Source organism: Actinoplanes sp. ATCC 53533 (assembly GCF_003947245.1).
Window position 1 is genome coordinate 1 of record NZ_QHHV01000031.1, and the last position, 22,904, is coordinate 22,904.

Sequence of the window (22,904 nt, forward strand, 5' to 3'; positions counted from 1 at the left end):
GTCGGCCGCCTATCACCTCAAGCGACGCGGCTTCCACAGCGCGTTGACGATGCCGGACTCCGCCCGGACCTTCGTGGTGGTCGATGCCGAACCCGAGCCGGGAGGAGCCTGGCGCCACCGGTGGCAGTCGCTGCGGATGGCGACTGTGAACGGCATCTTCGACCTGCCCGGCTTCCCGAAACCGCCCATCGATCCTGCCGAGCCCAGCCGCACGGCGGTCCCGCACTACTTCGCGGCCTTCGAGCGGCTAACAGACCTGCCCATCCTGCGTCCGGTGACGGTCACCGCCGTCCGGCGTGCCGACAGCGACCCGGACGGCGAACTCGTGGTCGATACCAGCCACGGGCAGTGGGTCACCCAGGCGATCATCAACGCCACTGGCACCTGGACCAATCCGGTTCGCCCGCACTACCCGGGGCAGGAGAACTTCCTGGGGCGCCAACTGCACACCCATGACTACGTCTCCGCCGACGAGCTCGCCGGCCTGCGGGTCGCCGTCGTCGGCGGCGGCATCTCCGCTCTTCAGCAGCTCGAAGAGATCTCCCGGGTGGCAACCACGTTCTGGTACACGCGTCGGGAGCCCGTCTTCCGCGAGGGCATGTTCAACCCCGAGGCCGCCGGCCGCGAGATCATCGCCAAGGTCGTCGCCGACGTCGAAGCCGGCAAACCCACCGGGAGCGTCGTCTCCTACACCGAACTGGCCTGGACTCCGTACGCCCTCGCGGCGAAGGAGCGTGGGGCACTCGAACGCCGCCCCATGTTCACCGCGATCGAACCTCGCGGTGTCCGGGAGGCGGACGACTCCTTCACCCCGGTCGACGCCATCGTGTGGGCCACCGGGTTCAAGGCCGCGCTCGCCCACCTGGACCCCCTTGAACTGCGCAACAAGCTCGGCGGAATCACGATGCGCAGCACCCGGATCGCCGACGAGCCCCGCGTCCACCTCGTCGGATTCGGGCCATCCCAGTCGACAGTGGGCGCCAACCGGGCCGGCCGGGAGGCAGTCAACGCCCTCCTCAAGCATCTGCACAACGCCCTCACCCGCCCCGCGGATGGGACGTCGGCCCCCGGGTGACGGTGCACGGCCCGACGGTGTGGGCCGACGACCATGAGATCCGCGGCCGCCAAGGTGACGATGCTCCCCGAAGCGGCACGGCCTACGGCGCCAGCAACTTCCGCTACATCTGGCCCGCCGAGTGCGACCTCATGGCCAGGCTGGCCGGCCTGACGCTGGAGGAACGCGTGGCGGACTGGCACGGGAAGCCCTTCACCTCCGACAGCGAAATCCACGTATCCGTCCGGCGCGAGCCGAATGACGCCCAGCCGGGTCTCCGCCACTCGACCGCCGTGGGCGCGAGCCCGGCGGCTGCCGGCACGGCTGTGCGGCGGCGGGTGAGGCTCAGGTGTGCCGGACGATCGAGCCCGCGGTCATGTCGTGCAGGGTGCGGCCGTCCGAGCGGAAGACCATGAGGGAGTCGACGAGGCCGAAGATCCCGAATGTGACCGCGTTGGGGATCCAGAACAGGAGGCCCTTGATCAGGAACTCGCGCAGGAACATCCGGCCCCAGCCGAACGCCTCGCCCGTGTTCGCGTCGGCGACCACGTGGCCCAGCAGTTGCCGGCCCGGGGTCTGCCCGTTGCACCAGGTGATCATCGCCCAGATCAGCCAGCCGATACCGAAGGTCACCACGATGAGAAGCGCGTCCACCAGGAACGCTCCGAGCCGGCCGCCGGCGCTGACGAGCTGAAAAGCGGGCCGGGCCGGCCACTGCGGGGCCGGAGCCGGCGGGTAGACCGCCGGAGCGTTCGACGGCCACGCCGAGTAGGGCTGCAGGGCGTTGCCGGGCGGGGACGACACCTGACCGTAGGCCTGCGGCGGGTAGTGCGCCTGCTGCTGGGCAGGCGGGTACGGGCCCTGGAAGTGGGGTTCGGTCATGCTCCACAGCGCCCTTCATCGACTACCCAGCGTTGGCGTCCGTGACGCTACCCGGCATCCGGTGGTGATGGGCAGGACCGGTCACCCGCTTGCGGTAGGCCACCCGGCCGGACCCGGTGGTCCTGGCGTCGGCCCGTTCCGGCTTTCAGCCGATGATCGGGCGGAACAGTCCGGTCAGGACGCTGGTCGTCAGGGCCGCGGCGGACACCAGCGTCGCGCCGATCATGAGGGCCGCGTCGGCCCGGCCGAAGACCTGCCGGCGGGCGTACGTCCGGGGAGTGCCCGCGTCGAAGCCGCGCGCGTCCATCGCCACCGCCAGCCGGGTGCCCCGGCGGATCGCGCCGACCAGCAGGGCGAACGCGGTGGAGACGAAGAGTTTCACCCGGGCGACCGGGCTGCGCCCGGCGTCGATGCCGCGTGCCCGGCGGGCCAGGCTGAGCATCTGCCACTCCTGGCCGAGCAGTGGCACCAGCCGGAAGGCGGCCAGCGCGCCGATCGCGAACCGGGCCGGTGCCCGGACGTTCTGCACCAGGGCGTCGGCGAGGTCGGTGGGATCGGTGGTGGCGAAGACGATGATGCCCGGCAGTGCGATCGCGAAGACCCGCAACACCATGCCCAGCGCGGTGATCAGCACCCCCGTCGTCACCTCGAACGGCCCGAGCGTCGCCACCGTCGCCCCGGTGCGCTCGGCGGCGAACATCACCAGGGTGATCACGATGCCGCCGGCGGCGAGCACCAGCGGCCAGGCCCGCCGGAACAGGGTGCCGTAGCGCATCCCGAACAGCGGCAGCACGGCCAGTTCGACGGCCAGGGCGATGGTCGGGGTCAGCGGGTCCAGGGTGGCGATCAGCGGCGCGCTGAACAGCAGGGCGGCGGCGAGCTTGGCGACCGGGTTGCGCCGCGCGAGCGGTGCGGTGCTGGCCTCGAAGGTCGGCAGGGTGAGCGTCATGCGGCCCGTTCCAGCCGGTGGACGGAGTCGGCGACGGCCGCCACGAAGTCGGCGTCGTGGGTGACCGCGACGATGCCGTGGCCGTCGTCGCGCAGCCGGGCCAGCAGCTCGACCAGCTCGATCCAGGTGCGCCGGTCCTGGCCGAAGGTGGGCTCGTCCAGGACCAGCAGCCGGGGCGCGGTGGCCAGCGCGGTCGCGACGCTCAGCCGGCGCGCCTCGCCGCCGGAGAGGGTGTGCGGGTTCGCACCCGCCAGCTTCGCCAGCCGGAGTCGCTGGAGCAGCTCCTCGACGATCCTGCTCACCTCGGCCTCGGGGCGGCCGATCCGGCGCGGCCCGAGCGCGAGTTCGTCGGCGACCCGGTGGGTGACGAACTGGTGTTCCGGGTCCTGGAAGACCGAGCCGATCCGGGTGGTCAGATCAACGGCGCGCCACCGGTACGGCGCACCGCCACCTCGCGCGTCGATCGTGCCGGACGTGGGCTTCAGCAGGCCGCCGAGCAGCAGCGCGAGAGTGGACTTACCCGCCCCGTTGGGACCCGTCACGGCCAGCACCTCGCCGGCCCGGGCGGTCAGCGTGGCGGGCGGGAGGCGATGTCGCAGGGTGACGGCGTCGGCGCGGACCAGGGAATCACCCGGACCGGTCACGGCCTTGCGGGCGGCGACGGCGTGGCCCGGCACCCAGACCCCCTCCTCCGCCAGGCGGTCGCCGTGCGCGGCGAAGACCGCGCCCGGCGGGCCGTCGGCGCGGACCCCGCCGCCCGGCTCCAGCACGACCACCCGGTCGACCAGCGTCAGCGCCTCCGCGACCCGGTGCTCCACGATGATCAGTGTGGTGTCGTCGTCGAGGGCCCGGGCGATCGCCGACCGGATCAGGGCGGCCCCGGCCGGGTCGAGGTTCGCGGTCGGCTCGTCGAGCAGCAGCAGGCCGGGCCGCAGCGCGAGGGTGCCGGCCAGGGCGAGCCGTTGCTGCTCCCCGCCGGACAGCGCCGCGGTGGGCCGGTCCCGGCCGTAGCCGAAGCCGACCCGGTGCAGCGCCTCGTCGACGCGGGGCCAGATCTCGGCGGCCGGGACCCCGCGGTTTTCCAGCCCGAACGCCACGTCGTCGCCGCTGCGCGACATGACCAGTTGGGTCTGCGGGTCCTGGAAGACGATGCCGACCCGCTCGCGGGCCTTGCGTGGGTCGAGGCCGTCGATCTCTGCTGTGCCCTCGGCCTCACCCGAGTCGTCGGGCAACAGCCCGGCGAGCGCCGCGAGCAGGGTGGACTTGCCGGCCCCGGACGGACCGAGCAGCAGCACCCGCTCGCCGTGCGCGATGCGCAGGTCGACCCCGCGCACCGCCCACGCCTTGCGGCCGGCGTGCCGCCACCCGAACCCCCGCAGGACCACCTCGCCCATGATTTAGACGGCGGCGCGTTCGCGGCCCGACGCGAACCGGTCCAGCACGCCGGTCTGCGCCAGCGCCCGGGCCAGCAGGACGCTGCCCAGGCCCGCCACGAGCACGGCACTGACCGTGGTGATCGCGATGTACGGCAGCCGCAGCGTCGCCCAGGACGTCCCGCCATACCAGACGAAGGCGTCGTAGACGGACGCGGCGATGCCGGCCGCGGCCGCCGCCAGCAGGGCGACCGGCAGCTTCCACACCTTGTACGCGAACACGGCGAAGACCAACTCGGCCGCGGCCGCCTCGAGCGGGCCCTGCAGCACCAGGGTCCAGCCCCAGCTCGTGCCGAGCGCGACCGACACCAGCGCGGCCAGCGTCAGGGTGTAGAAGGCGGCGCCCGGCTTGCGGATCACCAGGGCGCCGAGGACGGCCGGCACCAGCCAGACGCCGTACAGGATCGCCCGGCCGGGCAGCGGGATGGCGTCCGCCGGGCCGTTCCAGAGCAGGCCCCAGGCCCAGAAGATGACGCCGAAAGCGACCGCGAGGATCGAGGCGATGACGATGTCGATGGTGCGCCAACGATGGTTCATGTGATGTGCCTCCCAGCTCGTACCGGGAGGGGACGCTGCACCGCGCCGGGGACGTCTCCCGGACACGGCGCGGCTGGAGAAAGACCGAGCTCCCTGCGCTGGCATTACCCAGATCAGGTTCGAGGGTCTGCGGTGTCACCCGCACTCTCAGCGCTGCGCGCTCCCCTGTCGGTGAAGCCTGTTATCGATGGAACTTGTCGTCAACAAGCTTCATTGCATGTGTTTCGATGACGCTAACACCGTACGGCCGTACGGAACAGCGTAGGAGGCGTCACATGCAGATCGAGGCCAGAGGGCTCACCTTCGACGTGTACGAGGGCGGCCCGGCCGATGGCGCCCCGGTGCTTCTGCTGCATGGATTCCCGCAGGACCACCGCGAGTTCGACCTGATCCTGCCCCGGCTGCACGCCGCCGGGCTGCGCACCTACGCCCTCGACCAGCGCGGCTACTCGCCCGGCGCGCGGCCGGCCGCGGTCGCCGACTACCGGCTCGATGAACCGACCGCCGACGCGATCGCCGTGCTGGACGCGCTCGGGGTCGACAAGGCGCACGTCATCGGGCACGACTGGGGCGCGTCGGTGGCCTGGCTGCTCGCCGCCGGGCATCCCGACCGGGTCAAGACGCTCACCGCGGTCTCGGTGCCGCACCCGCGCGGGCTCAGCGTCGCCCTGCACAACCAGCCCTCGCAGAAGCTGCGCTTCGCCTACATGGGCGTGTTCCGTTCCCGGGCCGCCGAGCGGCTGCTGCTCGGCGCCGGCGGCACCGCGCTGCGCCGGATGATGCGCCCGATCGGCGCCCGGGCCGGGCTGTACGCGACGGCGATGAGCGAGCCCGGCCGGCTCACCGCCGCCCTGAACTGGTATCGCGCGATCTCCAGCGGTCAGTTCGACGAGGTCGGCAAGGTCACCGTGCCGACCACGTACGTGTGGAGCGACGGTGATCCGGCCGTCGGCAGGCCGGCGGCGCTGGCCACCGCCACCTGGGTCGCGGCCGACTACCGGTTCGTGGCCCTGCGCGGGATCGGGCACTGGGTGCCGGAGGAGGCGCCGCGCGCCCTCGCCGACGTGGCGCTGGCACGCATCGGCGTTTGACGCTGTCCGGCAACGGGCAATCCTGCGGCCACCGACGAGGAGGTGCGATGGCCGCGGAGCAGCGACGGAGCAAGCATGAAACCGAGAAGGAGCGGTGGGACCGCAATTTCGGGGACCTACTGCAGGAACTGCGCGTGGCCCAGACGGGCGTGCAGATCCTCTTCGCGTTCCTGCTGACCCTGCCCTTCAGCAACGGCTTCCCGAAGACGACCGCCTTCCAGAAGGACACCTACATCGTCGCGTTGCTCGCCGCCGCCGCGGCGACCGCGATGATCATTTCGCCGGTGGCCTTCCACCGGGCGCTGTTCCGCCAGGGCCGCAAGCCGGAACTGGTCCGCTACGCGCACCGGATGGCCACCGGCGGGCTGGCCTTCATGCTGATCGCGATGGTCAGCAGTGTGCTGCTGATCACCGACTACCTGACCAACATCTGGGTGGCGCTGGCGCTGACCGGGATCGCCGCCCTGTTCTTCCTGACCTTCTGGGCCGCCATCCCGTGGTCGCGCCGCCACTGGGCCGACGACGACGAGGACGACGTCTACGAGGAGGAGGCGGCGGAGCCTAGCGAGCCTTCGCGGGCTTGAGCCCGAGCTCCTTGAGCTCGAGCGCGGCCAGCGCCCGCACCGCCGCAGCGTCGCCGTTGCGCCAGGACTGGGCGATGTCCGGGCCCAGCTTCGCCAGTTCGTTCAGCGGCCGGCTGGCCAGCGCCCGCAACGCCAGCAGGTCCTGGCCGGCCGGCTCGTTGCGGACCTTGGCGGCCACCGCGGCCCGGCGCATCCAGCGCAGCCGCAGCGGCAGCCAGAGAAACAGCACCAGGGCCAGCGGGACCGCGATGATCAGCAGGGCCATGGTCAGCGCCAGGTTGTCCACGACCTCCTGCTGCTGGCGGCCGGCCTCGGCGAGCGACTTCGCGGCGTCGGCGGCGCTGTTGAACGGCGCGGTCAGCTCGTCGCCGACCAGCGGCACCCGGCCCACCTTGCCGCCGATGTCACCGAGGTTGCCGGCGATGCCGGTGCCCGCCTCCTGCAGTTTCTGCCCGGGCACCCCGAGCTTCTCGACCATGTCGTTGATCCAGATCCCGGCCCGGATCCAGGCATAGACCCAGAACACGACCAGAAGATCGGTGAGCAGCTGACGGATGGCGGTGGGCAGCCGATCGGCGTACATCTTCACGCGCCACAGCCTCCCACGGCCGGCCTAGGAGCGCTTGGCCGCGCAATCCGGGCAGGTGCCGAAGATCTCCATGGTGTGCGAGACGTCGACGAAGCCGTGCCGGCCGGCGACCTTCTCCGCCCAGGTCTCGACGGCCGGGCCCTCCACCTCGACGGCCCGCCCGCAGGAGCGGCAGACCAGATGGTGGTGGTGGCCCTGGCTGCACCGGCGGTAGAGATGCTCACCGCCGGGCGGGCGCATCACGTCGATCTCGCCGGCGTCCGCCAGGCCCTGCAGCGTGCGGTAGACGGTGGTCAGGCCGACCCGTTCCCCCCGCTCACGCAGGATGGCGTGCAGGTCCTGGGCGCTGTTGAAACCCTCGGCGTCGGCGAGGACCGCGCTGACCGCGCTGCGCTGTTTCGTGTTTCGGACCACGGTGCTCTCGTCGGTCATGCTGAGCCTCCTTCGTCATGCTCTCCCGGCCCTCGCGGTTGCGGCCGCGGCGCGGCCCGGCGTCGCTCGGTGCAGTCGATCATGACCCTTCCCTGGCGTGGCTGACGGCGTCGGCGACGATGTGGGCGACATGTTCGTCCACGAGTGAGTATGCGATCTCCCGCCCCCGTCGCGCACCTCGGACCACGCCGGCGCCCCGCAACACCCGCAGGTGTTGCGAGACCAGCGGCTGCGGAGCGCCCAGCTTTTCCACCAACTCGTGCACGCAGCGTTCGCCGGCGCCGAGCTCGGCGACGATCGCCACCCGGATCGGCGCGGACAGCGCGCGCAGCAGCTCACCGGCTGCCTCGTACGCCTCGTAGCCGGTGGTCGTCACCGGATTCACGTTACTGCTCATCGGGCTTCCGCCCGCAGGACGACCTCGGGCGGTTCGAGCTGGGCCGTGGCGCGTTGCGGGGCCGGGCTCGCGCGGCGGCGCAGCACCCGCCAGACCGCCGCGCCGACGGTGATGGCGAGGAAGACCGCGATGGCCAGGATCACGATCGTGGCGCCCGGCGCGGTGTCCACCTCGCCGGCCAGCGTGACGCCGGCGGCGGCGGCGCCCACCCCGATCACCATGGCCGTGGTCATCGTGCTGAGGAACCCGCGGGTGACCTGCTGGGCCGCCGCGACCGGCACCACCATCAGCGCGCTGACCAGCAACAACCCGACGGTGCGCATGGCGATCGTGACGGTCACCGCGGTGGTCACGGCCATCAGCAGATTGAGGGTACGGACGGGGAGCCCCGACACCCGGGCGTACTCCTCGTCGTTGCAGACCGCGAACAGCGCCTGCCGCAGCCCCAGCATCGCGATCAGCACCGCGACGCCCAGCACGGCGATGACGGTCAGGTCCTGCCGCGACGTGGTGGTCAGCGAGCCGAACAGGAACTGCATCAGGTTGGCGTTGCTGCTGTCGTCGGAGAGCCCGACCAGCACCACCCCGCCCGCGATGCCGCCGTAGAAGAGCAGGGCCAGGGCCAGGTCGCCGGAGGTACGGCCACGCTCGCGCACCAGTTCCACGCCGATCGCCCCGATGACGGAGACCACGACCGCGGTCAGCACCGGGGACTGGTGCAGCAGCAGTCCCACCCCGACGCCGGTGAGCGCGACGTGCCCGATGCCGTCGCCGATCAGCGACATCCGCCGCTGCACCAGATAGATGCCGAGCGCGGGGGCGACCAGACCGATGATCAGCGCGCCGGTCAGCGCGCGCACCATGAAGTCGTACTGAAAGAGGTCCAAGTCTTCAGCCCTCTCAAGGGTGGCGGCGGGGGCGGGGGGCCATGTCAGCCGGCCGGCATTCTGTCGGTGGGGGCGACGCAGATCCGGGCCCGTTCGGCCTCGGCGTGCGGGTGGACGTGGTCGTGTCCGGGCTGGGCGTGGTGGCCGGCGGGCTCGGGCACCGCACCCTCGTACGCGATCCGGCCGTGGTGCACGACCACGGCCTTGTCGATCAGCGGCTCGATCGGCCCGAGCTCATGGGCGACCAGCAGGATCGTGCCGCCCGCGCCGGCGAAGCGGCCCAGGGCCGCGGCGAACGCGTCCTGGCTGGCCGCGTCCACGCCGGCTGTGGGCTCGTCCAGGACGAGCAGGTCCGGGCGCCCGGCCAGGGCGCGGGCGATCAGGGTGCGCTGCTGCTGGCCGCCGGAGAGCGTGCTGACCGGGTCGCCGATCCGCTCCAGCAGGCCGACGTCCGCCAGGGCGGCGCGGACGGCCTCCCGGTCGGCGGCGCCGGACGGGCGGAAGATGCCCCGGCGGGCCAGCCGCCCCGACGCGACGATCTCGCCGACGGTCGCGGGCACGCCGCTGCCGGCGCCCATCCGCTGCGGGACGTAGCCGATCCGGGCCCACTGCCGGAACCGGCGCTGCGGGGTGCCGAACAGGGTGATCTCGCCGGCCGTCATCGGCACCAGGCCGAGGATGGTGCGGATCAGGGTGGACTTGCCGGAGCCGTTGGCGCCCAGGATCGCGACGACCTGCGCGGGCCGCACCTCCAGGTCGATGTCCTGCAGCACGGCGCGGTCGCCGTAGGAGACGGCGGCGTGCGAGACGGTGACGACGCTCATGACGTACATCCCAGGGCCGTGGTCAGGGCGGCCAGGTTGGCGCGCATGACGGAGAAGTAGTCCGTATCCGGCTCGGTGAGCCCTTCGAGGGGATCGAGGACGGCGGTCCGGGCGCCGACCTCGCGGGCGATGGTGTCGGCGACCTTCGGGCTGACCAGGGTCTCGAAGAAGATCGTGGTGGTGCCGGTGGACCTCGCCTGCTCCGCCACCCGGGCGAGGCGCTGCGGCGACGGCTCGGACTCCGGCGAGACGCCGGTGATGCCGACCTCGGTGAGGCCGTACCGGTCGGCGAGATAGCGGAACGCGGTGTGGCTGGTGACCAGCTCGCGGCGGGCGCAGGTGCGCAGGCCGGTCGCGTATTCGGTGTCGAGCGCGGTCAGCTCGCTTCGCAGCGTGGCGGCCCGCTCGGTGTAGCCCGCCGCCCGGGCCGGGTCGGCCTGGCCCAGGCGCTCGGCGAGCCTGCCGGCGATGGTGGCCAGGCGCACCGGGTCCAGCCAGACGTGCGGGTCGGTGGACCCCTCGGCGTGCTCGGGCTCGCCCGGCACGTGCTCGTGGTCGTCGTCGGCGGCGGCCAGCAGCTCGACGGCCGAGCCCGCGTCGAAGGCCCGGTCGGCGGCCTCCTGCTCGACCGCCTCGTCGACCGCCGGCTGGAAGCCCTTGAGGTAGACGACGAGGGCGGCGTCGCTGATGTCGGCGACCTGGCGGGGATTGAGCTCGACGTCGTGCGGCTCGGCGCCCGGTTTGGTCAGGTCGGTGACCGCGACCGCGTCCGCGCCGAGGTGCTCGCTGAGGAACCGCAGCGGGTAGAACGCGGTCACCACGTCGAGGCGCCCGTCCGTACCGAAGCCGCTCGCCCGGTCACCGCAGGCCGCGACGGCCCCGGTGAGCACGGCGACAGCGGTGGCCGCGAGCAGGCGGCGGCGGTGCATCATGCCACCTACTGTGCGCCGTATTGGTAATGATTGTCAAAAGCGCATGTGTCAGATCGCCTTCGCGAGGGCGGCCGCGAACAGCAGCACCAGCATCGTCACCCGGACCGCCCGCACCGGCGGGGACTGCACCGGCCAGGTGGTGAAGGTCAGCGCCACCAGGGCCGCGACCAGCAGGAACAGCAGCGCGGCGCCGATGATGCCGGGCAGGAAGAGCCCGGCCAGCAGCACCGCGAGGGCCAGCACGAAGGCTGTCGTCGGGTTGACACTCGCCAGCCGGCGCAGCAGGTTCTCGGGCGGTGGTGTGGTCACGTCGGCCTTTCGGGTCGTGCGTAGGCTCAGCCCATGCTGGTGCTCAACCGTTTCGTCGTCCCGCCGGACTCGCAGGACTCGTTCACCGAACGGGCGCACGCCGCCCTGGCCGCCCTCGCGGAGCGACCCGGCTACCTCTCCGGCCGGCTCACCCGCGCGCTGGACGACCCCGCCTACTGGACCCTGGTCACCGAATGGGAGTCCGTGGGAGCCTACCGGCGTGCCCTCGGTGGCTTCGACGTCAAGGTGCATGCCACCCCGCTGCTGTCCGAGTCGCTGGACGAGCCGTCCGCCTTCGAGACCCTGGCCGGGGCCGAGCCCGGCGGTGCGGTCGTGGTCGTCGCCAGTGACCGGGCCGCCGAACCCTGGCGCTGAGCCGTACGCTTGAACCCATGACCCTTCTCGGGCAGCAGCCGCCTCCGCCGCCGCAGGGCCCGGGTGTATACCCGCCCTTCCCCGCACCGCCCGTCGAGGGCCGCGGCCGGCGCATCGGCGTCGGCCTCGGCATCGGCGCGGGCGTGCTCCTGCTGGTCTGCGGCGGTGGGGCCGTCGCCGGCGTCGGCCTCGGCACAGTGATGACCAACGCGCTCAACGAGCAGGCCGACGTGGTCGTGAGCGACTACCTGGCGGCGCTGCGCGACCGCGAGTGGGCGGAGGCCTACGACATGCTCTGCTCGGAGGCCCGCACCGAGGAGAACGAGTCCCAGTTCATCAGCCGGATCTCCACCGGCGAGCGGATCATCGGCTGGGAGGTCGGCGACGTCAGCCTCGTGCAGCTCGCCGCGCCGGTCACGATCACCTACGCCGACGGTGACACCGCCGACCTGCACGCCTACCTCGGGCAAAATCGCGAGACGGGCGGCTTCGAGGTGTGCAGCGTCGAGGAGTAATCTCCTGATTTTGTCCGACTCCGACGTCCCCGCCGACAACCAGCCGGCGTAGGAGGAACATGCCCGCCGATCGTATCGATGCCGTCGTCAGCCTGGCCAAGCGCCGCGGCTTCGTCTTCCCCTCCAGCGAGATCTACGGAGGCACCCGTTCGGCGTGGGACTACGGTCCGCTGGGCGTCGCGCTGAAGGAGAACGTCCGCCAGCAGTGGTGGAAGACGATGGTCCAGCAGCGTGACGACATCGTCGGCCTGGATTCCGCCGTCATCCTCTCCCGTGACGTGTGGGCCGCCTCCGGTCACCTGGAAGCCTTCGTCGACCCGCTGACCGAGTGCCAGTCCTGCCACAAGCGGTTCCGGGCCGACCACCTCGAAGAGGCGTACGAGCACAAGCACGGCACGCCGCCGGCCTCGCTCGCCGAGCTGAACTGCCCCAACTGCGGCAACAAGGGCACCTTCACCGAGCCGAAGATGTTCAACGGCCTGATGAAGACCTACCTGGGCCCGACCGAGAGCGCCGAGGGCCTGCACTACCTGCGCCCCGAGACCGCTCAGGGCATCTTCGTCAACTACAACAACGTGGCGACCGCCGCCCGCAAGAAGCCGCCGTTCGGCATCGCGCAGGTCGGCAAGTCGTTCCGCAACGAGATCACCCCGGGCAACTTCATCTTCCGGACCCGCGAGTTCGAGCAGATGGAGATGGAGTTCTTCGTCGCGCCGGGCTCGGACGAGGAATGGCACGAGTACTGGCTCCAGCAGCGCTGGAACTGGTATCGCGACCTGGGCCTGTCCGAGAGCAACCTGCGCTTCTTCGAACACCCGAAGGAGAAGCTCTCGCACTACTCGAAGCGGACCGTCGACATCGAATACCGCTTCCAGTTCGGCGGCACCGACTTCGCCGAGCTCGAGGGCATCGCCAACCGCACGGACTTCGACCTGACCACCCACTCCAAGCACTCCGGGGTGGACCTGAGCTTCTTCGACCAGGAGAAGCAGGAGCGCTGGGTGCCGTACGTCATCGAGCCCGCGGCCGGCCTGACCCGCGCGGTGCTGGCCTTCCTGCTCGAGGCGTACGACGAGGACGAGGCCCCGAACACCAAGGGCGGCGTCGACAAGCGCACGGTCATGCGCTTCGACCCGCGGCTCGCGCCGATCAAGGTCGCGGTGCTGCCGCTGTCGCGCAACCCGGAGCTGTCGCCGAAGGCCCGCGGCCTGGCGGACCTGCTGCGCAAGCGCTGGATGGTGGAGTTCGACGACTCGCAGGCGATCGGGCGCCGCTACCGGCGCCAGGACGAGATCGGCACGCCGTTCTGCGTCACGGTCGACTTCGACACCCTCACCGACGACGCGGTGACGGTGCGCGACCGCGACACGATGAAGCAGGAGCGGGTGTCCCTCGACCAGATCGAGGACTACCTGATCAAGCGCCTGCCCGGCTGCTAGAAGTCAAAACCGCCGGGGCGGTCGTTGCGGTCGGCGATCAGGCCGGCCAGGATCGCCACGGCGATCTCGGCCGGCGTACGGCTGCCGATGTTCAGGCCGACGGGTCGGTGCACGCGGGCGATCTCCGCGTCGCCGACCCCCAGCTCCCTGAGCGCCGCGACGTGCGGGCCCTCGTGCCGGGGGTTGCCCACGATGCCCACCCAGCGCGGGGTGCCGGCCAGCACCTCCTTGAGGATGGTGCCGATCTCGGGCCGGTGATGGTCGGTCAGCACGACGTCGGTGTGCCCGTCGACGTGGGCCCCGGAGAGATCCGCCACGTAGGTGTCACCGTGCGGCCGCGGCGGCCCGAGCAGCCTGGTCGGCTCCGGCTCGACGAGCACCGACTGGAAGCCGAGCTCGATGCCGAAGCGCAGCAGCGCCTCGGCGACGGGCGAGGAGAAGACGGCGACCAGGCGCCGGGGGCTCTGTCTCACATCCACGTTTTGACTCTGCCAGATACTCCTGTGCCATGCTCGACGACGTGACCTCCGCTCTTTCCACCGCTCCGCTGATGCTGGGCGACCACCGGGTGTGGCCGCCGGTCGTCCTCGCGCCGATGGCCGGCATCACCAACGTCGCGTTCCGCAAGCTCTGCCGCGAGCAGGGCGGCGGCGTCTACGTCTGCGAGATGATCACCACCCGCGCGCTGGTCGAGCGGATCCCGAAGACGCTGAAGATGATCGCTTTCGGCCCGGACGAGAAGTTCCGCAGCCTGCAGCTCTACGGCGTGGACCCGGACGTGACCGCCCGGGCCGTGCGGATGGTCGCCGAGGAGGGCTGGGCCGACCACATCGACCTGAACTTCGGCTGCCCGGTGCCCAAGGTCACCCGCCGCGGCGGCGGCAGCGCCCTGCCCTGGCGGCGCAAGCTCTTCGGCCGCCTGGTCAAGCAGGCCGTCGAGGCGGCGGCGCCGGCGGGCATCCCGCTGACGATCAAGATGCGCAAGGGCATCGACGAGGACCACCTGACCTACGTCGAGGCCGGGCTGATCGCGCAGGAGGCCGGCGTGGCGGCGGTCGCGCTGCACGCCCGTACGGCGGAGCAGCGCTACTCGGGCACCGCCGACTGGGACGCGATCGCCACGCTCAAGCAGGCGCTGGAGGTGCCGGTGCTGGGCAACGGCGACATCTGGGAGGCCGCGGACGCGATCCGGATGGTCGAGCACACCGGCGTCGACGGCGTGGTGGTCGGCCGCGGCTGCCTGGGCCGGCCCTGGCTGTTCAAGGACCTGCAGGCGGCGTTCAACGGCGAGGTGTCGCAGGAGTTGCCCAAGCTCGGCGAGGTCGCGGAGATCATGTCCCGGCACGCCCACCTGCTGGTCGAGGCGCTGGAGGACGAGCGGCACGGCTGCGCGGACTTCCGCAAGCACGTGGCGTGGTATCTGAAGGGCTTCCCGGTCGGCGGCGACCTGCGCCGCTCCCTGGCGATGGTGACCTCGCTGGCGCAACTGGACGACCTGCTGGCGAAGCTGGAGCACGACCAGCCGTTCCCGCGCGAGTCGCTGGGCCAGCCCCGCGGCCGGATCAACGCGCCGGGCAAGGTCTCGCTACCGCACGGCTGGCTGGACAGCCGCGACGACGACACCGTTCCCGAGGGCGCGGAGATGGAGAACAGCGGAGGGTGATGTACCCCATCGTCGAACTACGCCAGTACACACTGCACCCGGGCCGGCGCGACGAGCTGATCGAGCTCTTCGACCGCGAGTTCGTGGAGACCCAGCAGGACGCCGGCATGGCGGTCCTGGGCCAGTTCCGCGACCTGCGAGACCCGGACAAGTTCGTCTGGCTGCGCGGCTTCGCCGACATGCCGAGCCGGGCCGCGGCCCTGCGGCGCTTCTACGGCGGCCCGGTCTGGGCGGCCCACAGCGCCGCGGCGAACGCCACGATGATCGACTCGGACGACGTGCTGCTGCTGCGCCCGCTGGACGGCGGCTTCCCACTGCCGCCGTCGCGGGGGTCGGAGCTGCCGCAGTCCCGCTTCCTGGCGACCCTGCACTTCGCGGACGCCCCGTTCGAGACCTACCCACCGACGGACCTGCCCCCGCTGGCCGCGTTCACGACGGAATATGCGGAGAACACCTTCCCGGCGCTGCCGATCCGCGCGGGCGAACACGTCTTCGTGTGGTTCGCCCGCTTCGACGACCAGGCCGCCCTGGAGAAACACCTGGCCGCCGCCGACCCGGCGACCACCGTGCTGGAGCTGGCCCCGACGGCCCGCTCGCTGCTTCGCTGAGCGGCGTGGGCTGCTGACCGGCTCAGTGGCTGCGGGTGCGTTTGAGTCGGTAGACCGCCGTCGCCGGCTGCCCGGTGTACGTCGCCGTCATCGTCTCGCCGTCGACAAGAAGGTCGAGGCTGGGCGGCACGTCGATGCCGAGGCACCAACGGATGAGGTCGTCCGTCGGGAAGGTGATCCGGAACTGGCCGTCGTCCGGGCCGGATTTGATCTCCGCGCCGCCGCACAGGGTGTCGGAACGGCTGCCCAGTGACGCGTGGCCGTTGGCCACAACGATCGTCGCCCGCTCGCTGAAGTCGGGGAAGTCGGTGGGCTGCGGCCCGTCGGCATCCCACGTGCCGACGATGGGATCGAGGTCGTCGGCACAGCCGGCCGGCGCGGCGACGGCTATGAGCGTGAGGGCGGCCAGCATGCGACGCATCGATGGCGACCTTACCAATAGGCTGCCCGCAGGGGGATAATCGGTAGCCTCCTGGTGGGCACTTGCGAGATGCTCCGGTTGATGGGAGCCCTGGACGCGCATGCTGCACGAGTCGCCGAAGGACGGGTGGTCGAGTTTCGCCCGAGCGGCTCCTCCATGGTCCCGCTTGTCCGCAGCCGTCAGCTGGTAACCGTCGCCCCGGTCGACCCGGCTGCGGTGCAAGTCGGCGACATCGTCCTGGCGCGGGTCGCGGGTACGACTTACCTGCACCTCGTCTCCGCCGTCAATACCGACGCCGACCGTGTGCAGATCAGCAACAACCGGGGCCGCGTGAACGGCTGGACGAGCTATGCCCGCGTCTACGGGATCTGCATCGCTGTCGACGGGGTGCCGCGACCGCGAACCGCGGACAAGGTGCGACGAGGATGAACGCCCTGCACTGGTCAGCCGGTGCGCAGCGCCGGGACCAGATCTGCGACGAGGTCCGCGCCATCTTGCGCTGCTCAGCGGGGCGGCACCTCGGTGGTCCACAGCGCTGACATCGGAAGGGCAACCATGCCGTCCCCGAAACTGAGCGACTCGTTACCACAGTAGAGGACGAAGCCCGCCGTGAAACGGCCCCCCAGACGTCGTTGCAACAGTCGCAAGCCGCGGAAGTCGTCTGTCCGAATCGTCTCGGCGGCCTTCACCTCGATGCCGACGATCTGACCAGCATTGTCCTCCAGCACCGCGTCGACCTCGTACTGGTCGCGGTCGCGGTAGTGGAAGAGGCGCGCCGAGAACTGCGCCCAGGTGAGCTGGCGGGCCAGTTCCCCCAGCACGAAGTTTTCGATGAGGCCGCCGGTTCTCGAATCGGTCACAGCGCCGGAGGTCAGAAAGGCCGCGAGGCCCGAGTCCACGAACATGATCTTGGGGGTGGCGGTCGCCCGTCCGGTTGCATTGGCCGACCAGGCCGGCACGACCCGAACCAGATAGATGGTCTCCAGGATGCTTACCCACGAACGGACGGTGGTGACCGACACGCCGATCGCACCGGCGAGCCGGGTGAAGTTCAACAGGCCGCCCACCTGATCGGCCAGCAGCGAGATCAGTTTGCGCATGTCACTCGTGCGGCTCAACTCCGCGACCTGCTGCACGTCACGGACGATCAGGTCCGAGACGTAGTCGCCGAAGAAGCGCTCCCGCCGCCGCCCGGACTCCCGATGGACCGCTTCGGGATAACCGCCTCGCGTCGCTCGTGCGACGTAGTCCCTGCGCTTGAGTCCCAGTGGAGTCGCCCGGAGCCCGGAGCCCAGCCGAAAAGCCGCGTCGACGAATCCGTCCGGGCAGCCGTCGATCTCGCCCTGCGACAGGGGCCAGAGATCGACAGTCTCCGACCTGCCCGGTAAGGCGTCAGGAAGGCTCTTCAGCGCGAGCAGTCGAGCCGACCCGGTCAGCAGGAAGCGGCCGGGGCGGGGATCCCGATCGACCAGATGCTTGATGGCCAGCCAAAGGTCGGGAACCCGCTGAACCTCGTCGATGAGCATCAGGCCGTCGTGATCGAGGAACCCGACCGGATCGGCGAGTGCCGCGGCTCGGGTCCCCGGGTTGTCGAGGAAACGCGCGACGCCGTTGTCGAACTGTCGCAGTTTTGCTTCGGCGAGAGTGCTCTTACCCGCTTGCCGCGGCCCGTTGACAACGACCACGCGCGTATCGGTGAGGGCCTCGCCGATCAGGTCGCCAGCGTGCCGGGAGAAATACTCATTGCCTTCGCGCACGCCGCCAGCCTAGCCCAAACTGCACATCTGCCGAGTCGCACACTGCACATCTGCCGAATGGTTGACTGCACATCTGCCGAACACTCCACTGCACATCTGCCGAGCCCTTGGGCGCAGTAGCCGACGTGGGGAGGGCGCTCAGTGCGCCCTCCCCACCCGGTGCGGCTCAGCCCGTTCAGACGTCGAGGTCGTTCTCGATGCGCTTGAGCTGGTGCCGGGCCATCGCCAGGTTCGAGCGGTCCCGGCGCAGCGCGACGTAGAGGAACAACCCCTTGCCGGACCGGCTCGTCAGCGGCCGGATCAGGTGGTACTGGCTGTCGAGCGTGATGAGGATGTCCTCGATCTTCTCCGAGATGTTCAGCATCTCCATCGCCCGCAGCTTGGCGCGGACCACGTCCGTGTTGCCCGCCGCGGCGACCGTCAGGTCGATCTCCTTGCCACCGCCGGCCATGCCAAGCGCCATGCCGCTCGTGTGGTCGACCAGCGCGACGCCGATGGCGCCGTCGATGTCCATGACTTCCTTGAGAGCGGTGTCCATGTCAGGCATTGATGTTCCTCCGTCTTGCTCGCTGATAGTGGGTGGGCGGATCAGGTGCTGGGTCAGCCGGCCTGCCGGCCGCGGAAGGTGCTCTGCAGGGTGGCCATCGGGGTGCGCCGGGCCAGGGGTGTCGCCGGCCCCATCTGGGTCGGGATCTCCGGGCGGTTCGGCGCCGGCGCTTCCAGGACGAGTATTTTCATCAGCCGCCGTACGGCGCGGCGGGCCTCGAGATGCACCATGGCCAGATTGGCGTCCCCGGATGTGACGAGGGTCAGCAGGGCGTTCGGGCCGGCGGTGTATGAGGTGATGTAGCCGCCGTCGCACTCCACCACCGACTCGCGCAGTTCGCCGTGGTTGACGGCGTGCGCGAAGCGCCGGGCGAGGGCGAGGTGGGCAGCGGCCAGGGCGGCCAGGCTGTCCGGCTCGATGCCGTGGGCGTCGTGCGCGACCACCATGCCGTCGGCGGTGGCGAGGACACTGCCGGAGAGCTCGGGCACCCTGGTGCGCAGGTTGCCGAGTTCCGTCAGCACCGCCGGATCCACCGTCATCGTCGGTCTCTCCTTCCTGGTCGGGACGCAGTAGCGGGGGAGGCGCGCGGGTCATCGCAGGGCTCGCAGCGCGGTGCGGATCCGTTTCAGCAGCACCTCATCGGTGCCGGTGTGCATCTGCCCGGTGTCCGCGGCGACGTCCTTCGGCAGCTTCGCCCCCGGCTTGCGCCGGGCCAGCCGCGGTGGCCGGTAACCCGGGCCGTGCGCCGTGGCCGGGTCCGTCTCGATGGCCTGCGCGGGCGGATCGCCCGAGGCCGGGGCAGGTCTCGGCCCGGTGATGATGGGTACGGTCGGGCCGTCCCCGACCGAGGACGCCGGCCGTCGTACGTCGACAGCGGTGCCCCCGGCGCGCGGTAGCCGTACGAAATCGGTCTTGGCGGTGTCGCGCGCACGGACCTGGGGCGCCTCGATCAGGCCGAGTGCCGCCAGCCGGCGCAGTTCCTGGATCGTCGCGTAGCCGGCCCGGCCGAGCAGCTGGGCCAGGTCCGCCGGCGTGCGCTGACCGTCGGCGTGCACCAGCAGTTCCCATTGCGCCGCGGTGAGCGTGACCCGCTCGACCGGCGGGCGCGGCACCGGGATGACCACCGCGGTGTCGAGCTGCGGGTACGGGTAGATCTCGTCCAGCAGCCGGGACCGGCGGCGGGCCTCGCGGGTGACCGCCGCCGGGTCCACCCGGACGACCTGGCCCAGCCAGTGCGCGGCACCGTCCAGGAAGTCGACCGGCGCCGAGGCGGGGGACAGCGCGAAGTAGGCGGCGTCGTAGGTGGCTCCGAGCACACACAGCTCCAGCTCCCCCTGGGTGAGATGCCCCTGTTCGAGCAGGATCCGCCCGACCTGGGCGCGGGAGGTGCCGGCGTCCAGCGCGGCCTGCCAGGTGCGGGCGGCCAGCCGGCCGGAGGCGGTCAGCAGCTCGCCGACGCCCGGGGCGGCCGCCGACTCGGCGTAGCTGACCTGTCCCTCGATGAGATAGACCGTGCCGCCGGGCTGGCCGCCGACGACCAGTGCACCGGTCTGCCGCTCGCCCGCTGCCTGCGTGAGCAGGCGCCCGGGCGCAGCGGTCTTCGAGGGCTTCACCGTCACTCCTTCTTGCCGGGTCGGTTCGCGACATCACGTCGCCACGAGTTCGTCGGCGAGGGTCTGCATGCGGCGCCGGGCCACGGCGAGATTGCCGCGGATCCGGTCCAGCCATACGTAGAGCACCAGCCGGCTGTCGAAGTCGGTCTGCACGAGCCGCAGCAGGTGGTATCCGCCCGCGGTCGTGATGATCAGGTCTTCGAGCAGGTCGTGCGGTACCGCCGAGACGAACAGCGATCTGCTCTGGGCGGCCTGCACGACGTCCGCCGTGCCCGCCGCCGCTGCTTCGTGGTCTTCGTTGGGTGCGGCCCCGGTCGTCGCGACCGGGAAACCGGTGGTGTAGTCGACGATGCTGGCGCCGATCGCGCCCGGTATCGCCATGGCCTCCTGCAGGCAGTTCTCAACCCCGGGCACATCTCTCCTCAGCCGAGTGATGCTCCCGCCGTTCGCCATGCCCGGCCGCTGGCGGGACTGCCGGGCTCCGTTGCCACGGCCGGCCGGGATATCGCTGGTCGTGCTCGGCCCGGCCCTTGTCGTCCGAGCCGTCACAATGGGCCATCCTGCGGCCACGCTGAGATCCACGGTCGCACCCGGTGTGCGTCGGCGCCTTCGATGCTCATCTTGTTGTCCGGACGCGTGGCCGGCTCCGCCGGGCGGCCCGGGACCGGTGCGGTGTGGGCCGGGTGAACAGCCGCTTGGCGGTCTCGGTGCCGAGACCGCCGAGCTCGATCTGGGCGACCGCGCCGAACCAGTGCCGCTCGCCCGGAACGAAGCGCATCGCTGCGTCGTCGCCGCACTGCAGCAGCGCGTGGGTGGCGTCGGTGATCGCGGCGACGACCCGGCAGGCCAGCTCGTGGTGGCCGAGGCGGCCGTCGTGCACCAGCGCCCGGCCGACGGTCCCGGTGCACCGGCCGGCCACGTAGGCCGCCTGCCACGCCGCCGCGGACAGCCGCCCGGAAGCGATCAGCCGCTCGCCGATGCCCGGGCAGGCCGGCGCCTCGGCGTGCGTGATCCGGCCCGCGACCAGGTAGATCACCCCTCCGTCGGCGCCGACGTGCAGGGCCCCGGTACGCCCGGACTCGGCGAGGTTGGTGAGCAGGTGGCGCAGTGCGTTCACGGTGGGCGCTCCTTCGGGCCACGGCGGAACAGGCATCGACCTGTCAGTGGAGTCTCAGCCGCCGCACCGGAGGAGGCCGCACGTGCGGTGCGTCGTTTCCCAAGTGGCCCCGCCGCCCGATACGCGTAATATCATCGTCACTTTTCGATAACCTCGCGGTAAGGAGAGCCGATGCCCAGTCAGTGGGAGCAGGTCGTTGTCGACGCGGAGGACCCGGCACGGCTGGCCCGCTGGTGGGCGGAGGCCCTCGGATACCGGATCGTGCACGAGGAGCCCGACGAGGTGGAGATCCGGCGGAGCCCGGAGACGCTGCCCGGTCTGCTGTTCCTGTCGGTGCCGGACGCGAAGAAGGTGAAGAACCGGCTGCACCTCGACCTGCGCCCGGACGACCAGGAGGCCGAGGTCGAGCGCCTGGTCGACATGGGCGCCCGGCCGGCGGACATCGGCCAGGGAACCGAGAGCTGGGTGGTGCTCGCCGACCCGGAGGGCAACGAGTTCTGCGTGCTGTCCGCGCGCGGCGCGACTAGTAGGTGAACTGACCGATCAGGCCCCGGATCTCGCCGGCGGCGACGCTGACCAGCACCACCGAGGCCACGCCGATGGCCGCCATGAGCACCAGGCGGGCGACGATGGTGAACCGGGGCCGGGTGTGCGCATGGGACTCCACACCATTCGCATCGGCGCGCGCGACGGACACCTTAGGGTGGGGGACATGACGGACGGCGATGCCCATCGCTGGGTGCGCGAGCCCGCCAAGGACAGCGGCTACGGGCGCACCCAGTACGAGCGCGACCGGGCCCGTGTCCTGCACTCGGCCGGCTTCCGCCGGCTCGCCGCCAAGACCCAGGTGCACACCGCCGGCTCCGACGACTTCCTGCGGACCCGGCTGACCCACTCGCTCGAGGTCGCCCAGATCTCCCGCGAGATGGGCGCCCGGCTGGGCTGCGACCCGGACGTGGTGGACGTGGCCGGGCTGGCCCACGACATCGGGCACCCGCCCTTCGGGCACAACGGCGAGGCCGCCCTGGACGAGGCCGCCCGGTCCTGCGGCGGCTTCGAGGGCAACGCGCAGACCCTGCGCGTGCTCACCCGGCTGGAGGCCAAGGTCGACGGCGCCGGCCTCAACCTCACCCGGGCCTCGCTCGACGCCAGCTGCAAATACCCCTGGCCGCGCCGGCCCGGCACGCGCAAATTCGGGGTCTACGACGACGACCGGCCGGTCTTCGACTGGATCCGGCAGCCCGCGCCCGCCGGCGAGCGCCGCTGCCTGGAGGCACAGGTCATGGACTGGGCCGACGACGTGGCCTATTCGGTGCACGACGTCGAGGACGGGGTGCACGGCGGCTACCTCTCGCTCGGGCCGCTGCTGCACGACGCCGACGAGCGGGCCGAGCTCTGCGCCGACGTGGCCGCCACCTACTCGGACGAGACCCCCGAGGCGCTGGGCGAGGCGCTGCGGCTGCTGCTCGCCGACGAGGTGGTGACCGCCGCCACCGACTATGACGGCGGCTATCGCTCGCAGGTCGCCCTCAAACGGATGACCAGCGTGCTGACCGGCCGCTTCGTCTCCTCGGCGGTCGGCGCGACGAACAGCCGGCACGGCTCCGACCCGCTCCGCCGCTACGACGTCGACCTCATCGTGCCGCGCACGGTGCGTAACCAGTGCGCGCTGCTCAAGGGCATGGCGTTGCGCTACGTGATGCGCGCCCGCGCCGCCGAGGAGTGGTACGAGCGCCAGCGCGCCATCCTCATCGACCTGGTGGCGGTGCTCAGCGAGCGCGCGCCGGACCACCTCGACCCGATGTTCGTCGAGCTGTGGAAGGCGGCGGAGACCGACGCGGCCCGGCTGCGTGTGGTCATCGACCAGGTCGCGTCGCTGACCGACCCGGCGGCCGTCCGGTGGCACCGGACCCTGCTGGCAGCCGGTCGGTGAGGCGAGGCAGTATGTA

30 protein-coding genes, 1 pseudogene and 1 riboswitch are annotated in these 22,904 nt (G+C 71.3%); of the genes and pseudogenes, 11 read left to right on the top strand and 20 right to left on the bottom strand.

Translation table 11 applies throughout. From position 1 onward, the window contains the following. Nucleotides 1–1,075, top strand: a 1,075-nt coding sequence (locus DMB66_RS12105) for an NAD(P)-binding domain-containing protein (RefSeq protein WP_148112731.1), incomplete at its 5' end; no start/stop codon positions are given. Between the two features lie 324 nt (nt 1,076–1,399). Here the strand turns inward: DMB66_RS12105 and DMB66_RS12115 are convergent. From DMB66_RS12115 to DMB66_RS12130, 4 genes are all read right to left on the bottom strand, one after another. After that, nucleotides 1,400–1,936 carry an RDD family protein gene (locus DMB66_RS12115; RefSeq protein ID WP_125804152.1) on the bottom strand — a complete coding sequence of 179 codons (537 nt, stop codon included), beginning with the start codon at nt 1,934–1,936 and terminating at the stop codon, nt 1,400–1,402. Nucleotides 1,937–2,081: 145 nt separating this feature from the next. Beyond that, a complete protein-coding gene (locus tag DMB66_RS12120; protein WP_125804153.1) occupies nt 2,082–2,885 on the bottom strand; it encodes an energy-coupling factor transporter transmembrane protein EcfT in 804 nt (267 codons plus the stop codon). Then, nucleotides 2,882–4,279 (bottom strand): ABC transporter ATP-binding protein, encoded by a 1,398-nt coding sequence (locus DMB66_RS12125; protein WP_125804154.1) that lies wholly within the window; start codon nt 4,277–4,279, stop codon nt 2,882–2,884. The genes DMB66_RS12120 and DMB66_RS12125 overlap by 4 nt, the downstream gene beginning before the upstream one ends. Before the next feature lie 3 nt (nt 4,280–4,282). Further along, on the bottom strand, nt 4,283–4,855 hold the full coding sequence (locus tag DMB66_RS12130) for an ECF transporter S component (RefSeq protein WP_125804155.1): 573 nt from the start codon (nt 4,853–4,855) through the stop codon (nt 4,283–4,285). A 72-nt stretch (nt 4,856–4,927) separates the two neighbouring features. Further along, nucleotides 4,928–5,032: riboswitch (TPP riboswitch) on the bottom strand. A gap of 98 nt (nt 5,033–5,130) precedes the next feature. Here DMB66_RS12130 and DMB66_RS12135 point away from each other — a divergent pair. Together DMB66_RS12135 and DMB66_RS12140 are read left to right on the top strand one after the other, a co-directional pair. Beyond that, nucleotides 5,131–5,946, top strand: a complete 816-nt coding sequence (locus DMB66_RS12135; protein ID WP_125804156.1) for an alpha/beta fold hydrolase — start codon at nt 5,131–5,133, stop codon at nt 5,944–5,946. 47 nt (nt 5,947–5,993) lie between these two features. After that, nucleotides 5,994–6,530 carry a DUF6328 family protein gene (locus DMB66_RS12140; RefSeq protein ID WP_125804157.1) on the top strand — a complete coding sequence of 179 codons (537 nt, stop codon included), beginning with the start codon at nt 5,994–5,996 and terminating at the stop codon, nt 6,528–6,530. Here DMB66_RS12140 and DMB66_RS12145 read toward each other — a convergent pair. From DMB66_RS12145 to DMB66_RS12175, 7 genes are all read right to left on the bottom strand, one after another. Continuing rightward, nucleotides 6,508–7,113, bottom strand: a complete 606-nt coding sequence (locus DMB66_RS12145) for a hypothetical protein (RefSeq protein WP_233624504.1) — start codon at nt 7,111–7,113, stop codon at nt 6,508–6,510. The genes DMB66_RS12140 and DMB66_RS12145 overlap by 23 nt on opposite strands. 30 nt (nt 7,114–7,143) lie before the next feature. Then, on the bottom strand, nt 7,144–7,551 hold the full coding sequence (locus DMB66_RS12150; RefSeq protein ID WP_125804159.1) for a Fur family transcriptional regulator: 408 nt from the start codon (nt 7,549–7,551) through the stop codon (nt 7,144–7,146). Nucleotides 7,552–7,630: 79 nt separating this feature from the next. Then, complete coding sequence (locus DMB66_RS12155; RefSeq protein ID WP_125804160.1) at nt 7,631–7,948, bottom strand: metalloregulator ArsR/SmtB family transcription factor; 318 nt, start codon at nt 7,946–7,948, stop codon at nt 7,631–7,633. Beyond that, nucleotides 7,945–8,835, bottom strand: a complete 891-nt coding sequence (locus DMB66_RS12160; RefSeq protein WP_125804161.1) for a metal ABC transporter permease — start codon at nt 8,833–8,835, stop codon at nt 7,945–7,947. The genes DMB66_RS12155 and DMB66_RS12160 overlap by 4 nt, the downstream gene beginning before the upstream one ends. Nucleotides 8,836–8,879: 44 nt before the next feature. After that, nucleotides 8,880–9,659, bottom strand: coding sequence for a metal ABC transporter ATP-binding protein (locus DMB66_RS12165; protein WP_125804162.1), 780 nt, complete (start codon nt 9,657–9,659; stop codon nt 8,880–8,882). After that, the gene (locus DMB66_RS12170) at nt 9,656–10,588 is read right to left on the bottom strand and encodes a metal ABC transporter substrate-binding protein (protein ID WP_370318366.1); all 933 of its coding nucleotides are present in this window, start codon (nt 10,586–10,588) and stop codon (nt 9,656–9,658) included. Before DMB66_RS12170 ends, DMB66_RS12165 begins: the two co-directional genes overlap by 4 nt. A gap of 51 nt (nt 10,589–10,639) precedes the next feature. Beyond that, nucleotides 10,640–10,900 (bottom strand): DUF6703 family protein, encoded by a 261-nt coding sequence (locus tag DMB66_RS12175; RefSeq protein WP_125804164.1) that lies wholly within the window; start codon nt 10,898–10,900, stop codon nt 10,640–10,642. A 33-nt stretch (nt 10,901–10,933) separates the two neighbouring features. Between DMB66_RS12175 and DMB66_RS12180 the strand changes: the two genes are divergently transcribed. From DMB66_RS12180 to DMB66_RS12190, 3 genes are read left to right on the top strand one after another with little or no spacing between them, the layout of a single operon-like run. Next, nucleotides 10,934–11,275 carry an antibiotic biosynthesis monooxygenase gene (locus DMB66_RS12180; RefSeq protein ID WP_125804165.1) on the top strand — a complete coding sequence of 114 codons (342 nt, stop codon included), beginning with the start codon at nt 10,934–10,936 and terminating at the stop codon, nt 11,273–11,275. A 17-nt stretch (nt 11,276–11,292) separates the two neighbouring features. Then, nucleotides 11,293–11,790 carry a hypothetical protein gene (locus DMB66_RS12185; protein ID WP_125804166.1) on the top strand — a complete coding sequence of 166 codons (498 nt, stop codon included), beginning with the start codon at nt 11,293–11,295 and terminating at the stop codon, nt 11,788–11,790. A 59-nt stretch (nt 11,791–11,849) separates the two neighbouring features. Continuing rightward, on the top strand, nt 11,850–13,229 hold the full coding sequence (locus tag DMB66_RS12190) for a glycine--tRNA ligase (RefSeq protein WP_125804167.1): 1,380 nt from the start codon (nt 11,850–11,852) through the stop codon (nt 13,227–13,229). On the opposite strand, the gene DMB66_RS12195 is transcribed toward DMB66_RS12190, so the two are convergent. Then, complete coding sequence (locus DMB66_RS12195) at nt 13,226–13,708, bottom strand: XdhC family protein (RefSeq protein WP_199752268.1); 483 nt, start codon at nt 13,706–13,708, stop codon at nt 13,226–13,228. The genes DMB66_RS12190 and DMB66_RS12195 overlap by 4 nt on opposite strands. A gap of 29 nt (nt 13,709–13,737) precedes the next feature. On the opposite strand from DMB66_RS12195, the gene dusB reads away from it, so the two are divergent. After that, complete coding sequence (gene dusB, locus DMB66_RS12200; RefSeq protein ID WP_199752270.1) at nt 13,738–14,892, top strand: tRNA dihydrouridine synthase DusB; 1,155 nt, start codon at nt 13,738–13,740, stop codon at nt 14,890–14,892. Continuing rightward, entirely contained in the window at nt 14,892–15,500 is a 609-nt protein-coding gene (locus tag DMB66_RS12205; RefSeq protein WP_125804282.1) for an NIPSNAP family protein, read from the top strand. Before dusB ends, DMB66_RS12205 begins: the two co-directional genes overlap by 1 nt. Before the next feature lie 22 nt (nt 15,501–15,522). Here DMB66_RS12205 and DMB66_RS12210 read toward each other — a convergent pair whose 3' ends face one another. Continuing rightward, entirely contained in the window at nt 15,523–15,921 is a 399-nt protein-coding gene (locus DMB66_RS12210; protein WP_125804169.1) for a hypothetical protein, read from the bottom strand. An 81-nt stretch (nt 15,922–16,002) separates the two neighbouring features. Between DMB66_RS12210 and DMB66_RS12215 the strand changes: the two genes are divergently transcribed. Next, the gene (locus DMB66_RS12215; RefSeq protein WP_125804170.1) at nt 16,003–16,350 is read left to right on the top strand and encodes a S26 family signal peptidase; all 348 of its coding nucleotides are present in this window, start codon (nt 16,003–16,005) and stop codon (nt 16,348–16,350) included. Nucleotides 16,351–16,613: 263 nt separating this feature from the next. On the opposite strand, the pseudogene DMB66_RS12220 reads toward DMB66_RS12215, so the two are convergent. The 6 genes and pseudogenes from DMB66_RS12220 to DMB66_RS12245 all read right to left on the bottom strand — a co-directional run. Beyond that, nucleotides 16,614–17,678 (bottom strand): annotated as a pseudogene (locus tag DMB66_RS12220) (ATP-binding protein); the annotation flags it as partial. 175 nt (nt 17,679–17,853) lie between these two features. Beyond that, nucleotides 17,854–18,225 (bottom strand): hypothetical protein, encoded by a 372-nt coding sequence (locus tag DMB66_RS12225; protein ID WP_125804172.1) that lies wholly within the window; start codon nt 18,223–18,225, stop codon nt 17,854–17,856. A 53-nt stretch (nt 18,226–18,278) separates the two neighbouring features. Further along, the gene (locus tag DMB66_RS12230; protein WP_125804173.1) at nt 18,279–18,764 is read right to left on the bottom strand and encodes a roadblock/LC7 domain-containing protein; all 486 of its coding nucleotides are present in this window, start codon (nt 18,762–18,764) and stop codon (nt 18,279–18,281) included. Between the two features lie 51 nt (nt 18,765–18,815). Then, nucleotides 18,816–19,838: a DUF4388 domain-containing protein gene (locus DMB66_RS12235; protein WP_125804174.1), complete on the bottom strand. Its 1,023-nt coding sequence runs from the start codon at nt 19,836–19,838 to the stop codon at nt 18,816–18,818. A gap of 33 nt (nt 19,839–19,871) precedes the next feature. Continuing rightward, nucleotides 19,872–20,252 (bottom strand): hypothetical protein, encoded by a 381-nt coding sequence (locus tag DMB66_RS12240; protein ID WP_125804175.1) that lies wholly within the window; start codon nt 20,250–20,252, stop codon nt 19,872–19,874. Nucleotides 20,253–20,454: 202 nt separating this feature from the next. Next, nucleotides 20,455–20,955 carry a DUF4388 domain-containing protein gene (locus tag DMB66_RS12245; RefSeq protein WP_125804176.1) on the bottom strand — a complete coding sequence of 167 codons (501 nt, stop codon included), beginning with the start codon at nt 20,953–20,955 and terminating at the stop codon, nt 20,455–20,457. A 171-nt stretch (nt 20,956–21,126) separates the two neighbouring features. Between DMB66_RS12245 and DMB66_RS12250 the strand changes: the two genes are divergently transcribed. Continuing rightward, nucleotides 21,127–21,489: a VOC family protein gene (locus DMB66_RS12250; RefSeq protein ID WP_125804177.1), complete on the top strand. Its 363-nt coding sequence runs from the start codon at nt 21,127–21,129 to the stop codon at nt 21,487–21,489. Here DMB66_RS12250 and DMB66_RS61120 read toward each other — a convergent pair. Continuing rightward, a complete protein-coding gene (locus DMB66_RS61120) occupies nt 21,479–21,622 on the bottom strand; it encodes a hypothetical protein (protein WP_158647216.1) in 144 nt (47 codons plus the stop codon). The genes DMB66_RS12250 and DMB66_RS61120 overlap by 11 nt on opposite strands. A gap of 45 nt (nt 21,623–21,667) precedes the next feature. On the opposite strand from DMB66_RS61120, the gene DMB66_RS12255 reads away from it, so the two are divergent. Next, nucleotides 21,668–22,888, top strand: coding sequence for a deoxyguanosinetriphosphate triphosphohydrolase (locus tag DMB66_RS12255; RefSeq protein WP_125804178.1), 1,221 nt, complete (start codon nt 21,668–21,670; stop codon nt 22,886–22,888). Nucleotides 22,889–22,904: the final 16 nt, after the last annotated feature.

Excerpts from the sequence above, each read along its gene's own strand:
- DMB66_RS12115 (WP_125804152.1), bottom strand. The coding sequence starts at position 1,936 with ATGACCGAACCCCACTTCCAGGGCCCGTACCCGCCTGCCCAGCAGCAG.
- DMB66_RS12120 (WP_125804153.1), bottom strand. The coding sequence starts at position 2,885 with ATGACGCTCACCCTGCCGACCTTCGAGGCCAGCACCGCACCGCTCGCG.
- DMB66_RS12125 (WP_125804154.1), bottom strand. The coding sequence starts at position 4,279 with ATGGGCGAGGTGGTCCTGCGGGGGTTCGGGTGGCGGCACGCCGGCCGC.
- DMB66_RS12130 (WP_125804155.1), bottom strand. The coding sequence starts at position 4,855 with ATGAACCATCGTTGGCGCACCATCGACATCGTCATCGCCTCGATCCTC.
- DMB66_RS12135 (WP_125804156.1), top strand. The coding sequence starts at position 5,131 with ATGCAGATCGAGGCCAGAGGGCTCACCTTCGACGTGTACGAGGGCGGC.
- DMB66_RS12140 (WP_125804157.1), top strand. The coding sequence starts at position 5,994 with ATGGCCGCGGAGCAGCGACGGAGCAAGCATGAAACCGAGAAGGAGCGG.
- DMB66_RS12145 (WP_233624504.1), bottom strand. The coding sequence starts at position 7,113 with ATGTACGCCGATCGGCTGCCCACCGCCATCCGTCAGCTGCTCACCGAT.
- DMB66_RS12150 (WP_125804159.1), bottom strand. The coding sequence starts at position 7,551 with ATGACCGACGAGAGCACCGTGGTCCGAAACACGAAACAGCGCAGCGCG.
- DMB66_RS12155 (WP_125804160.1), bottom strand. The coding sequence starts at position 7,948 with ATGAGCAGTAACGTGAATCCGGTGACGACCACCGGCTACGAGGCGTAC.
- DMB66_RS12165 (WP_125804162.1), bottom strand. The coding sequence starts at position 9,659 with ATGAGCGTCGTCACCGTCTCGCACGCCGCCGTCTCCTACGGCGACCGC.
- DMB66_RS12170 (WP_370318366.1), bottom strand. The coding sequence starts at position 10,588 with ATGCACCGCCGCCGCCTGCTCGCGGCCACCGCTGTCGCCGTGCTCACC.
- DMB66_RS12180 (WP_125804165.1), top strand. The coding sequence starts at position 10,934 with ATGCTGGTGCTCAACCGTTTCGTCGTCCCGCCGGACTCGCAGGACTCG.
- DMB66_RS12185 (WP_125804166.1), top strand. The coding sequence starts at position 11,293 with ATGACCCTTCTCGGGCAGCAGCCGCCTCCGCCGCCGCAGGGCCCGGGT.
- DMB66_RS12190 (WP_125804167.1), top strand. The coding sequence starts at position 11,850 with ATGCCCGCCGATCGTATCGATGCCGTCGTCAGCCTGGCCAAGCGCCGC.
- dusB (WP_199752270.1), top strand. The coding sequence starts at position 13,738 with ATGCTCGACGACGTGACCTCCGCTCTTTCCACCGCTCCGCTGATGCTG.
- DMB66_RS12205 (WP_125804282.1), top strand. The coding sequence starts at position 14,892 with ATGTACCCCATCGTCGAACTACGCCAGTACACACTGCACCCGGGCCGG.
- DMB66_RS12210 (WP_125804169.1), bottom strand. The coding sequence starts at position 15,921 with ATGCGTCGCATGCTGGCCGCCCTCACGCTCATAGCCGTCGCCGCGCCG.
- DMB66_RS12215 (WP_125804170.1), top strand. The coding sequence starts at position 16,003 with ATGGGAGCCCTGGACGCGCATGCTGCACGAGTCGCCGAAGGACGGGTG.
- DMB66_RS12225 (WP_125804172.1), bottom strand. The coding sequence starts at position 18,225 with ATGCCTGACATGGACACCGCTCTCAAGGAAGTCATGGACATCGACGGC.
- DMB66_RS12230 (WP_125804173.1), bottom strand. The coding sequence starts at position 18,764 with ATGACGGTGGATCCGGCGGTGCTGACGGAACTCGGCAACCTGCGCACC.
- DMB66_RS12250 (WP_125804177.1), top strand. The coding sequence starts at position 21,127 with ATGCCCAGTCAGTGGGAGCAGGTCGTTGTCGACGCGGAGGACCCGGCA.
- DMB66_RS12255 (WP_125804178.1), top strand. The coding sequence starts at position 21,668 with ATGACGGACGGCGATGCCCATCGCTGGGTGCGCGAGCCCGCCAAGGAC.